Here is a 13,320-nt window from a genome sequence, read left to right on the forward strand (position 1 = left end):
TATTTACAATAACAGATGGATGATTTTATAGCAGCTCGCTCGCAAATGGCCCTTTCATTAGGGTTTCATATTATTTTTGCCTGCATAGGAATGGTTTTACCCATTTTCATGGCAATATCACATTTCAAATATTTAAGAACTAAAAATGAAATATATAAGGGTATTACCAAAGCCTGGAGCAAAGGAATAGCTATTCTTTTTGCTACTGGGGCAGTTTCCGGAACCATGCTTTCATTTGAATTGGGTCTTTTGTGGCCTAAATTTATGGAGCATGCAGGTCCCATATTTGGTATGCCTTTTTCATTGGAAGGTACTGCTTTTTTTGTTGAAGCTATAGCGTTAGGATTTTACTTATACGGATGGGGGAGATTTAATCCTTGGTTTCACTGGTTTACAGGCCTGTTAGTAGGAATAAGTGGTTTAGCTTCGGGGGTTTTGGTTGTTGCAGCCAATGCGTGGATGAATAGTCCGGCAGGGTTTGATTACATTAACGGACAGTATTTAAATATAGATCCCATAAAAGCGATGTTTAACGATGCCTGGTTTTCTCAGGCTCTTCATATGATTCTTGCAGCCTTTGTAGCTACCGGGTTTGCTATTGCCGGAATACATGCTTTAATGATCCTAAAGAAAAAAAATGTACTTTTTCATACAAAAGCGTTTAAAATAGCTGCTATATGCGCTTCAATAGCAGCATTATTACAACCTTTAAGCGGAGATATTTCAGCTAAGGATGTAACTAAAAGACAGCCTGAAAAACTCGCAGCTATGGAAGCTCACTTTAATACGGAACCTTCAACGCCTTTTATTGTAGGGGGAATTGTAGATGAAAAAAATGAAAAGGTGGATTATGCTCTTAAAATTCCTGGAATGCTTAGCTTTTTAGCACATGGTGATTTCAAGACTCCTGTCAAAGGTCTTAACGAGTTTCCTAAGCAAGACAGACCTCCGGTTTCCATTGTCCATTATTCCTTTCAGATTATGATAACTCTCGGAGTTTTGCTAATGATTATAGGGGGATTATATATAATTGCTCTGATAAAGAAAAGATCCTGGTTACAAAAAAAATGGTTGTTTAAGCTTTTTGTTTTTGCAATCCCGCTAGGATATATAGCATTAGAAGCAGGCTGGGTCGTGACTGAAGTAGGAAGACAACCCTGGATTATTTATCGGGTTATGAGAACAGCAGATGCAGTAACCCCTATGCCGGGTATAGCATATTCATTCTATTTGTTTACCGGAATATTTATTTCTTTGTCTTTAATTGTTACATTTTTAATTTACAGACAGATTAAAATGGTTCCCAAGTTATACGATCCGACAGACGAAAATTTTAATACTAAAATCAATAAAATCTTATAAAATGTTTTACCTATACGTAGTTATCTTTTTTTTGTGGACAGCCATCGGATTATACATTTTATTAGGAGGTGCAGATTTTGGAGCCGGAATAGTAGAGTTTTTTACAGGTCCGAAAAACAAAAAAAGAGTTAGAAGAATCATGTACAACGGTATGGGGCCAGTTTGGGAAACCAACCATATGTGGCTAATCATTGTTATAGTAATTCTTTTCGTAGGATTTCCTAAAATATATTCCACACTTTCCACCCATTTACATATTCCTTTGCTTTTAATGCTGGTAGGAATTATTGCAAGAGGTACAGCCTTTGCTTTTAGAAATTATGATGCAGTAAAGGATGATTGGCAAAATGTATATGATGCTATTTTTACGATATCAAGTTTATTCACACCGTTTTTTTTGGGAATCATAGCAGGAGCCACAGTAGCCGGAAGTATAGATTTGGAAGCTACCGGGTTTTTACAAGCCTATATTTTTAGCTGGCTCACACCTTTCGGCTGTGCTATAGGCTTTTTTACCATAGCTATCTGTGGATATTTATCTTCCTGTTATGCATTGGCACAGGTTAAAGACAAAGAAGATCAAGACTTTTTATCCAGAAAAGTTAAGGTTTTTACTTTTGTTGTTGTATTATTTGGAGGTATGGTCTTCCTGGCGGCTCATTATTCAGGAATTCCGCTAATTCAATGGATATTTGGCGAAACAATCGGTCAGATAGCTGTTTTACTGGCTACTCTTTCATTAGGCGGAGTATTTTACGGACTAAAAAATAAATGGTTTAAAACATTAAGAATTTTTGCCGGATTTCAGGTAGTCATGATTTTGCTGGCAGTTACCTACCAGCATTACCCTAATCTGGTGGTGTTTAAAAACGGTTATCTTTCATTACTGGAAAGTGGCAGTGATTCCAAATCTATAGCATCATTGGCCTGGGCGCTTATGTTAGGAAGTATTTTTATTCTTCCCGGAGCATTTCACTTAATATATTCCTTTCAGTCCAAGAAAAAATAAAACTTACGTATTAACAATGTGTATAAAATATAAAGGATTTGGCTATTTTTGTCATATCCTTTTTTTATAAATAGATGGGGTCTAGCTATACCATATATAATGCATCTGCCGGAGCAGGAAAGACCTATACATTGGTTAAGAATTTTCTTACCATTTTATTGAAAAATGAGAATCCGGAATCTGTTCGATCTATATTGGCTGTAACTTTTACAAACAAAGCAGCTAATGAAATGAAAAACAGAATACTTTCGTGGTTAAAAGCTTTTTCAGAATCTGAATCATCTACCGAACATCCTGTTTTAAAAGAAATTTCTCTTGAGTTGGGACTCAATCTAAAAGAGGTCAAGCTAAGAGCTAAAAAGGCACTTTCCTATATTTTACATCATTATTCCCTGTTAAGTATCAGTACCATTGATAAATTTAACTTAAGGCTGATGAAATCTTTTACTAAGGAATTGGGTTTATCCTATTCATTTGCTGTTGAACTAGATTCATCAGATTATCTGAAACAATCAATTGATGAATTAATAGATCAGTTAGGAACAGATAACCCTTTTGCAGAAGTTATATTAAATTATGTATTTTGGAAGTTTGAAAACGAATCTTCAACAGAGATAAGAAAAGAATTACTTGTTTCATCCCAGAACTTTTTAAAGGAAATGCATTTGGATAAAATAACCTCTGTTTCCGAAAAAGACTTCGACGACTTTAGAAAATTAACTCAACTTTTGATTAATCGTATTAAAGATAATAATGAAGATATACAGTTTCTGGCTAAAAGAGCGATTCATTTAATTGAAAATAATCATCTGGAAGTGTATGATTTTTATCAGGGAGCTAGAGGAATGGCAGGTTTTTTTTACAAATTAACGGTACCTGAAAATAGTATTAATAATTATCATTCCATAAAAACAAATTCAACCTATTATATTGACTTTTGCGAAAACGAAAAATACGCAAAATCCAAATCACTTCGTGAAAACGATATCCGTGAAATAGCTCCCGAACTAATATCTATATTTTCTGATATAAAAAAGAAAATCAATCGTATAAAAATTGATGAATCCGTAAGAAGAAATTTAATTACTATTGAATTACAGTCTGAAATCGGAAGATTCCTTAATGGAAAAAAAGAAGAACAAGACATACTTTTTCTTTCCGATGTAAATCCTATTATAAGTAAGCATCTTAAAGACGAACCCGTAGCTTTTATATATGAAAAGTTAGGAGGAAGGTACAATCATTACTTTATAGATGAGTTTCAGGATACTTCACAGTTACAATGGAATAATCTGACTCCGCTTATAGACAATGCTAGGGTTTCGAATGGCACTTCCATAACTTTGGTGGGTGATCCTAAGCAAGCTATATATCGTTTCAGATCAGGGAAACCTGAAATTTTGATGAATCTGATTTCTTCTTCGGAGCAGCAAAATATAACGGTAATTACCTTGGGAAATAATTATAGGAGTTTACCCAACATTGTAGATTTTAATAATAAATTTTATAAATTTCTGGCAGAAACAGAATTGGATTCAAAAGAATATCGTGTACTTTTTGGTGATAATTCATATCAGGTTCCAAAACAGGAAAAGGGAGGAAGAGTTCAGGTATCTTTTGTAAAACCTTCGGATGAAGAAGGTAATTATTTAGCTTCCACAGTTTTGGATATTATTAAGGAAGCAATAGAAAATGGATTTTCGTATAAAGATATTGCTGTGCTGGTACGTAATAAAAAGCATAGTTATCCTATCGTAGAGCTCTTGGCAGAAAATGATATACCTATTTTAACGGAAGAAGCCCTTTTGGTGGCTTCATCTCCTGCTGTAAAATCTATTATTGCCGCTTTTCGATGGCTAAATCAGGTTCATGATAAAGAACAGCTGGTTATTATGCTTTACTATCTCTGGAAGCTGGATAAAATCATCATTAAAGATTATACGGCAGAAATGCTGATAATAAAAAATCTGAATTTTGATGAATCTATTGTTTATTTACAAAATCAGTTGGGAATTAATGTAAGATACCAGCAAAATAACAGTCTCAGTTTTTTTGATTTTGCCGAGGAATTGATTCAATCTTTAGGTTTTGGTAGTAAAGAAAATATGTATTTATCAGCTTTACTTGATTTAATTCTACAGATGGAAAAATCCGGAGCCATCAGTTTAAAAGAATTTTTAGAAAGTTGGGAGCTAAAAAGCCCGGGTTTATCCATCCGGTTTCCTGAAAATATGAATGCAGTTCAAATCATGACCATTCATAAATCTAAAGGTCTAGAGTTTCCGGTGGTCATTAATCCAATTATGGACAGGCGAAACATGAATGAAGAATATTGGTTTCCCTTAGATAAAAGCTTATACAATGGCTTTGAACAATACTATACATCCACAAAATCCGGTTTGGAAGAAGTGGATGAAAATATCAAAGAAGTAGTAGATTACCAGTCATTTGAAAAGAGTATTGATGATTTATGCGTTCAATACGTTGCAACTACTCGTGCCTCACAACAATTATTTCTGATTCAGGAAAAAAAAGAAAAAAGTAAAGAAACTTTAATAGAAAAATTTTTGTCAGCAAATTCCTACAACATTTCTGAAAAGTCTATAGAATTGTATGATCAGGATAATTACGGAAGTAAAGGTTCGGAAAATGAAAAAAATATTTCTAATGAAGAAAAAATCAACTGGAATTCTAACCGATGGAATAAAAAAATAAGAGTTAGTACGGAAATGCATAAATATTATTCTGAAGAAAACAAAGACATTCAATACGGAAACAGTATACATACTATATTGGAGCAGGTTAATACTTATGATGATTTACAGAAAGTAATAAAAAAAATGGTACTTAACGGTATAATTCAAAAAAAAGAAGAATCATCTGTGACTTCAATATTGCAAGCGGTTGTTACACATCCTCAACTCGTAAAATATTTTCAACAAGGAACAGAAATATTTAGCGAGCAGGAAATTCTCTTTGAAGGAAAATTTTACAGACCTGATCGATTGGTCAAAATTAATGATCAATTCACAATTATTGATTTTAAAACCGGAGATGAACTTTCTAAGCACAGTAAGCAAATTGAAGGTTATTCAAAAGCATTGGAAGCATCCGGATATGTTGTTGCTGAAAAGCTTGTCATTTATATTAATAATTCAGGCATAAAAATCAAGTATATATAAATTTTATGAATTCAAGTAATGAAAATGCAGTTTAATCTAATATCATTTATAACTTTTCTACTCATTTTAGGTATTGAGATTTTTATAGGAATTTATATAGATGATTCTTTTATAAGACCTTTTTTTGGGGATTTTTTGGTAGTATTTTTACTTTATTATTTAGTCAGATCTTTTATTAAAATCAGGTCTAGCCACCTTATTATATTCGTAGTACTCTTCGCTTATGCAGTTGAGATTGCTCAGTATTTTAATATTGCCGATTTATTGCATATAAAAAATAAAGTTCTAAGAGTTATTGTAGGTACAACCTTTAGCTGGGAAGATATAAGCGCCTACACTCTTGCGGGAGTTGTATTGTACTTAATTCCTAATCGGTATAAATAAGCAGAATTAAAAATAAGAAATTGTAAAATTGTTTAAAATTAGATTTTAAACAATTCTTAACTTCGAAAATTATGAGTTCTAAAAACGGGTAGACAACTTATAAGTTATTTCCAGATAGTTATTTACATCATTATCAATAATTACTTTTGTCGGGTATAGATTATGATTCAAATCGGTATACGAGTATGCAACATTTTCTTCATCAAGAGTAACGTTGTTAATAATATTTCGGCTAAATGGAAATTCTTTATAAAGAGATGAAAAAATCCATACAGGAGTTTTAGAACCGCTAAGTATACCTTTAGTAGAATCAAAGGTAAAAGTATTTGTACCGTCTCCGGTTAAATTACCTTTAGAATCATAGGTATAATTTGAAGTACCATTTTCAGCGCTTATTTTTTCATATAATTTTCCATCTGCACCAAAATTGAGAGTATTGGTAATAGGATCGTTTCCGTTGTGGGATTTATGTTCGAGAATCGTACGGTCGTCTGTATATTCATAGGTATAGTTATAATAATCTGACGTACTATAATAAACTCCCGCAGACTTAATAGTTCCGTTGGTTTCATTGTAAGCTATGTCATACACATATATAGTAGAACCAAAAAGATATCGGTATTCAATAATTCTATCTTGATCATCGTATTTAAACGTAGTTGTATAGATGGTATAAGTATTGTTACCATTAATTACTTTTTCTGAAATTTCAACAGGAAGTAATTTTTTAGCTTTATCATACCCCTCATCCGTATAAGGATCAAGTTTCTCTTCACCACAAGATATCATTGAAATTAAAGAAAATATACCCAACGTCAAGAACAATAACTTTTTCATACCCATATTTTTTGCAAAGATATTATTTTTATAAATTGAATATTCAAATTGTGAGATAAAAATTAAGAGATTTACAAATTATGGCAGAACATAATGACTTCGGATACGAAGCAGAAACCGAAGCAGTCCGATATCTTAAGAGTAAAGGATATATTTTAATTGAAAGAAATTGGCGATTCAGAAAAGCTGAAATTGATATTATTATGATAGATAAAGAAGAATTGGTTGTTGTGGAAGTTAAGGCTAGAAACAGTAACTCTGTCATGGAGCCGGAGGATGCGGTGGATTATTCAAAAAAAAGGTTGATGATTTTAGCGGCGGATTACTACGTCGAAAACAATCAAATAGAGTATGACGTTCGATTTGATGTAGTTTCTATGTTAAAAATTGATAATTCATGGCAAATCAATCATATCACAGATGCCTTCGATGCAATATTATAGGTAAAAATCTTCTGTCAAAGTTTTGTATTCAGAAGTCCATATGCGCGGAGTTTCTTCAATATACAGACTTTCATTGGTACATGCAGCAGGAGTCAAAGAAAATTCAATAAACGAACGCTTTACTTTGCCGTTTTTTATTCCGTAGATGTGTACTACACGAATGGGCGAAAGCTGAGCCGATTCAGCAAGCTTAATTATTTCATTTTCCTGTTCGTATGGGAAAATTAGACCAGCAATGCCTTGTGAAGGAGTAAGCAATTTACTCATTTTAATAAGTAAAACTTTATAATCCATTTTTAGCTGATGCCTGGCAACAGGATATTTTTGATGTAATTGTTCTGAGACTTTAAAATAAGGAGGGTTACAAATAATGTAGTCAAAATATTCTTGATTAGATAAATCCTGTATTTTTTTATGTGATACCGAAAGATTGCTGAAAGGAGAATTTGAAAAATTTTCTTGAGCCAGCAGGTAAGATTCCATTTCTGAATCTATGGCAGATATACAAGCAGCTGGATTTCTTTGCGCACATATTAGAGCTAGTAAACCTGTACCAGTACCAATATCAAGAATTTTTTGTGCTTGAGAAATATTGGCAAGGCATCCGGCCAATACTCCGTCAGTACCTACTTTAAAAACCTCGTTGCTTTGTTTAATGTGAAATTTCTTGAACCTGAAAATATTATTCATTTTTAGGTATTTCAAATTTAAATATTGAACCACTACCTTCTTCTGATATAAATGTGATGGTTCCGTTGTATTCCTCAATAAGCTTTTTAGTTATTGCTAAACCTAAACCGCTACCACTCGTTTTTGTAGAGAATTGAGGGGTGAAAATTTTAGGCTGTACATCCTGAGGAATGCCACTTCCATTATCTATGATTGAAAAATATACCATTCGCGAATCCTGTCGTATTCTAACCAAAATTCGAGGTTCTTTATTTTCAGGAATTGATTGAAATGCGTTTTTAACCAGATTAGTTAAACAACGGTTAAGCAGATTAGGATCGAGTGTTAAAAATACAGGTTCCTCCGGACAATCAATAGTGATATACTGAGAAGGGAAAATTTCTAATGAATTTTTGGTTACCTCAACAATATTTAATTTTTGATCTTTCTTAACCGGCATTTTAGCAAAATCAGAAAATGCCTCGGCTATGGAAGATATCGTATCTATTTGTTGAATTAAGGAACGGGTAAGTGTATTTAATTTCTCGGTAACTTCCGGATCATCCGGATTAAAGCGTAACTGAAAACTTTGTATTTCCAGTTTCATGGGAGTTAACGGGTTTTTTATTTCATGGGCTACCTGTCTGGCCATTTCCTGCCATGCATTATCTTTTTCTGCTTTAACCAGAGCATCCGTTTGTTCTTTAAATTTAGTAAGCATAATATTATATGCTTTAATCAGAGGACTTATTTCGTCAATATAATTATATAAAATAGGGCGGTTAAATGATAAAGCATCAGTATCACTTAAGCGAAAAGCAACTTCTTTAATTTTTCTGGTTAAGCTTTGGGAAAAGAACCATGCGAAAATTCCACTGATAATTAAAACGATTAGCATTATAGCCAAGTACCGGTACAGTAAGCCAAAAAAGTCTTTCTTTATAAAGTAATCATCATATAAATAGGGAAAGTTAATTATGGTTATGGGTTGGTAGTCATTATTATAAATGTACCTGTAAACAGCAATGTAGTTACCTCCGGTTAAGGGCGATTTTTGAACAATTTCGATCCTATCATTATTAATATTAAGTCCTTTAAGAATTTCTTTAGGTACAAACTCAGTTTTAGCATTCGGTATTTTATTTCCCAATAAAAATTTGCCGTCCAATGAATAAAAATTAATATCCAGATTATTTATATCTGAAATTTCATAAATTTTATTCCCGATTTTTTCTTTAACTTCTTCAGGTTTGGTGTTTCTACTGGAAAGCAAATAATCAAAAGTTTCAATTATAAGTTGTTCTTTCCTCTCAAGTCGTCGTTGATTATAATTTTCAGCAATTTTAATATATTGATAAAAAGTAATGAGCCCCATAGCAAATATGGTACTCACTACAACTAATATCATTACTAAGAATATCCTTAGTGAGAGGGGGAATCTTTTATACATTTAGTATTTAATACACTGATTTATTTTGTTTTACTCTTCGGGTAACGCCTTCCATTTTTTTATAATTATGGTAAGCGGTAATAATAAAATGCATACAAATATAAGGTTAATACTGTTAAATAAAGTTGAAAAAATATCAGGAGAATCTCTTGATTCTATATACATATAGTGTAAGAGCATAAATACATATGGGAGCATCCATAAAATTAAGTGTATTAAAATAGTGGATTTGCCCTTAGGGCTTTTACAATAAATTTTACTTCCAACGTAGAAAATCATAATGAAAAAAATGACCACCCAATATATAATTGTCAAAAAGAAAAGTCCATTACCACTTCCGCCAATTATTACATGAATGGCTGAAACAATTCCGTAAATAAAAGCAAGTAATCCTATAACTACGAGTGCGATTAGCCAGGATTTACCACTGGTTATACGGAAAGAAAGTAGAAAAAGAGATAAGCTTAAAGCTATATAAAAAATTAGAAGTAATGAAGTATAAAAGGAATCGTTATCATAGTGTGCATTATATATTTTATTATAACCGGATGTAAGGTTGTAGTATTCAACATAATAATTAGAGGAATTATTATACGAGAAATTAATTTTATTCTTAAGTATGTAATTGGAGGGGGATATTTCGTAGGTTGGCGGATTATAAATTAGTTTCATCCAGCTGTCAACCGTTAAATTAGAAGTAAGTTTATATTTTTCCTGGAGCTTAAAATATTGATGTAATAAATTTCTTATGCTGTCTTGTTTTTCTTCTACGAGCCATCTTTTTACCTGTTGTATATCAGAACTTTCAGAGTAATCATCAAAATTTAATAGAGAAATACTAATGGAATTTGAAGTTTTATCGGTATTTGCAGAGTCAGGTACGATGGTTCGGTTGTAGTAATGAGTATCGGATTCGGGAATTAAAATATCAATTTTATTGAGAAATTTTTTTGTTTCTAAAACCTCTTCTTTAGTAGCATAGGATCTTTCTTTAGCCTGAATTCCTTGAAAGTAACTGAATGGATATGAGCAGATTCCAAAAAGTAGTAAAAAAGTAAGCAGCCATTCCCAATATAGAGAATTACTTTTTTTAGGATAAAAAGATTTAAAACCATTATTTTTCAGATAATAAACAAGCCATAAAATTAATGTAAGGATACTGGTAAGTATTATGACGAGGAAAAAAATGGTAAAGCTACCGTTATTATAGTAATTACTTTTTTGAAAATCGATAGCTCCTGAGATAAATCCTGAAAAAAAATAAAGAATATTAAATCCTACTACGGTTATTACCATAGGGATAACTTTTATATTCCATAGAAGAGGATAGTTTAATAATAATTTTTTTTGTATTTTTTTAAACATGATAAGCAAATTTTAGAGAAGAATTAAACAAAGAATCGACGGGTAGAATTAGAGATATTTCTGAAATACTTGATAGGGACATTATTATCAATAATTATTTGAAGGAAATTATTTATAGATATAGTATCAGGAAAATGGGAGATAAAAGAGCCTCCGTTATATTGCAATTTTGATAAAGATAATTGTTTCAAAACTGCGTATAGTTGTTCCTGAGTCCATTCTGATTCAAACTCAATAATTAATTCCTGTAGTTCAGTTTCATGATCTCCTGTGGTTTCAGATTTCAGATTTTTTTGCTCACCATGTTTTAAGAAAATTACCTGATCAGATGTTTTTTCCACCTCGTATAGCTGTTGAGAACTTAATACAATTCCCAAAGGTCTGAATGGAGATTTAGCTATAGCTTTAAAATCATCCAATACGGTTTGTTGTGCCAGAATATCCAGATTTGCCAGAGGTTCGTCAATAAGTAATAATTTTGGCTTTCTCAGGAGCATACGGACAAGTTCAAAACGCATTTTATATCCGGAAGAAAGATTTTTCCATTTATAATTGCGATAGTTTCGTAATCCCATTCGCGAAATAATGAGGTCGACTAACAACTCGTTTTCTTCTCCCATGCTATCATATGATGCAGCAGTAAATCTAAGGTTATCCAATACAGAGCCATACCAGGTATTGGTTCTTTGAGGAATATATATAAGTTGGGATCTTAATTCATAATCATCTTTATAATCAAATAAATAGGATACTTTTCCTTCAGTAGGAAGAAGCTCTCCACATAAAGCTCGGAGTAATGTTGTTTTACCGTTTCCATTTTCACCAACTAAACCTATAATTTCGCCTTCAGCTATTTTGATATTGATAGGACCTAAAGAAAAGGAAGATTTACTGTATGCATTTTTTATATTTTCTACAATTAATAAAGGGTTTGGATTATGAATCGTTTTTTTTGAAAGGAATTGATATAATTCGTTCAAAATAGAGGAATATCTTTCTTTTTTTTCTTCCAGGTTAGATTCATTAAAGTCTACCCATTGTAAAAGTTCATAAGTTTTCCTATAAAAGGAAATATCTTCAGTATCAAGAGTAAGATCAATGATACGTTTTAAGGTTAAGGTATAATCTTCAAACTGTAAAAAGTGTAAAATCTCCTGATATTGTTTTTCGAATAAGTTCATATGATAAGATAAGTTTATACTAGAAACGTTTGAAAACTTAATCTAGTATTATTTTTTTAAATTAGCAGAGAAGTGAAAAATAAGATAAAATAAGACGTTTGAAACAAAGAAATTCAAAGAACTACTTAACAATACTAGAAGCTCTTTGAATTTTTTAAGAAATTTTATTCCAGAGTAAATCCTGTAAAATAAGAAGCATAAACATTATCATTTATATATATGCCATACCTTCCGCTACCTTCTTTAGCAAAAGCCTGAACCGGTATTTCTATATAGTCTATCCCGAATTTCATTTCTTTACTATCGAAAAATACTTTAATATTTTCTTTAAATGTTATCTCAAAAATTGTCGGATTTTCTTTTATTCTGTTAATAAGACCTTCGTCCAAAGAAACTTTTAAAATATCGTTTTTCTTTAATTTGGGAGGACTCAATAAAGCATGTTTTTGAAGAGGTCTTTTCATGCGGGTTTTAACTATCGCATCTTCAAATCCGTCTGCAAGCACTCTTACTTCAAGTTCCTCTCCTTCATTCCATTGGTCGAATCCCTTGAATCGTTCGTAATCTACAATACCGGCTTCCAGATGATGGTCGGGCCTGTGATATATATAATCAAGCCATTCCAGGCCGTAAGAACGTATAGGACGTCGTATTTCTACTGCATAAACATATTTACCGTAGGCGTCATGAAATTCATCGTATGTTTGGATATTGCTTTCTGGAAAATGTACTGCAAATGCGTAGGAATATTTCATCAGGTAATAATATTCTTTTTCAAAAGTTAAAGGAGAAGGCAGTGGGCGAAAGGTTTTATCTTTTAGGTTACCTACCAGTTCGCGATCATTAAAATACCCCTCCTTATTGATATACTTGACTTTATATACTGGTAGTTTTGATTTGTCATATTCATTGTATACTGCCTTACGGTTTTTAAATTGATGCCAGTAATTAATGATTTTAAGATCTTTATCGTTTGATTTTCCTGATTTCTTTTTTATTAATGCAGTTAATAGATCATTTGTTTTTACTGCCACATCTATATTCTTTAATAAATATGTGGAATCGCCCTGATATTTTACGATTTCTATTTTAGATGAAGTAGGAGGGAAACGTTTTAATATGGCATGATTAGTACTTGGTATATTGTAAATATCATCTGCAGCTTCAGGATCCATCCACTTATGAAAAGTGTTTAAGGTCATATCCATACTTCCAAAATAAGAATCAGGAAGTTCATTTTCAGAATAAACAGCAATTGGGATATCTGCATTTAACCATTTTACGTTGATTCGTTTTCCATTTACCTTAAATTTAATTTCTGCCTGTTTTTCCGGTAAAAAATAATAAAAGGCGGTTTGATCAATCATAACCGAATCCGGAGGAGGTAATGCTATCATAGTTTTTTATATTAAATAGATTATTGTATTAGTAATTGAAA

11 protein-coding genes are annotated in these 13,320 nt (G+C 31.9%); 5 read left to right on the forward strand and 6 right to left on the reverse strand.

The annotated features are described in order from the left end of the window. Positions 1-15: 15 nt before the first annotated feature. From EOV51_RS06165 to EOV51_RS06180, 4 genes are all read left to right on the forward strand, one after another. Positions 16-1,362, forward strand: a complete 1,347-nt coding sequence (locus EOV51_RS06165; RefSeq protein WP_128150950.1) for a cytochrome ubiquinol oxidase subunit I — start codon at positions 16-18, stop codon at positions 1,360-1,362. A 1-nt stretch (position 1,363) separates the two neighbouring features. Then, positions 1,364-2,371, forward strand: a complete 1,008-nt coding sequence (locus EOV51_RS06170) for a cytochrome d ubiquinol oxidase subunit II (protein WP_128150952.1) — start codon at positions 1,364-1,366, stop codon at positions 2,369-2,371. A gap of 74 nt (positions 2,372-2,445) precedes the next feature. Next, positions 2,446-5,553 (forward strand): UvrD-helicase domain-containing protein, encoded by a 3,108-nt coding sequence (locus tag EOV51_RS06175; RefSeq protein ID WP_128150954.1) that lies wholly within the window; start codon positions 2,446-2,448, stop codon positions 5,551-5,553. A 24-nt stretch (positions 5,554-5,577) separates the two neighbouring features. Beyond that, positions 5,578-5,937: a ribosomal maturation YjgA family protein gene (locus tag EOV51_RS06180; RefSeq protein WP_228427745.1), complete on the forward strand. Its 360-nt coding sequence runs from the start codon at positions 5,578-5,580 to the stop codon at positions 5,935-5,937. A gap of 78 nt (positions 5,938-6,015) precedes the next feature. On the opposite strand, the gene EOV51_RS06185 is transcribed toward EOV51_RS06180, so the two are convergent. Then, positions 6,016-6,774 (reverse strand): hypothetical protein, encoded by a 759-nt coding sequence (locus EOV51_RS06185; protein WP_128150958.1) that lies wholly within the window; start codon positions 6,772-6,774, stop codon positions 6,016-6,018. Positions 6,775-6,854: 80 nt separating this feature from the next. Between EOV51_RS06185 and EOV51_RS06190 the strand changes: the two genes are divergently transcribed. Continuing rightward, entirely contained in the window at positions 6,855-7,217 is a 363-nt protein-coding gene (locus tag EOV51_RS06190) for a YraN family protein (RefSeq protein WP_128150960.1), read from the forward strand. On the opposite strand, the gene EOV51_RS06195 is transcribed toward EOV51_RS06190, so the two are convergent. From EOV51_RS06195 to EOV51_RS06215, 5 genes are all read right to left on the reverse strand, one after another. Beyond that, a complete protein-coding gene (locus tag EOV51_RS06195) occupies positions 7,212-7,907 on the reverse strand; it encodes a tRNA1(Val) (adenine(37)-N6)-methyltransferase (RefSeq protein ID WP_128150962.1) in 696 nt (231 codons plus the stop codon). The two genes, EOV51_RS06190 and EOV51_RS06195, sit on opposite strands and share 6 nt — an antisense overlap. After that, positions 7,900-9,294: a sensor histidine kinase gene (locus EOV51_RS06200; RefSeq protein ID WP_164875253.1), complete on the reverse strand. Its 1,395-nt coding sequence runs from the start codon at positions 9,292-9,294 to the stop codon at positions 7,900-7,902. The genes EOV51_RS06195 and EOV51_RS06200 overlap by 8 nt, the downstream gene beginning before the upstream one ends. Before the next feature lie 72 nt (positions 9,295-9,366). After that, entirely contained in the window at positions 9,367-10,701 is a 1,335-nt protein-coding gene (locus EOV51_RS06205) for a hypothetical protein (RefSeq protein WP_128150966.1), read from the reverse strand. A 23-nt stretch (positions 10,702-10,724) separates the two neighbouring features. Continuing rightward, entirely contained in the window at positions 10,725-11,882 is a 1,158-nt protein-coding gene (locus EOV51_RS06210) for an ABC transporter ATP-binding protein (protein WP_128150968.1), read from the reverse strand. A gap of 164 nt (positions 11,883-12,046) precedes the next feature. Then, positions 12,047-13,279 (reverse strand): hypothetical protein, encoded by a 1,233-nt coding sequence (locus tag EOV51_RS06215; RefSeq protein ID WP_128150970.1) that lies wholly within the window; start codon positions 13,277-13,279, stop codon positions 12,047-12,049. Between the last annotated feature and the right edge of the window lie 41 nt (positions 13,280-13,320).

Origin of the sequence: Apibacter raozihei, assembly GCF_004014855.1 — a bacterium.
Lineage (GTDB): Bacteria > Bacteroidota > Bacteroidia > Flavobacteriales > Weeksellaceae > Apibacter > Apibacter raozihei.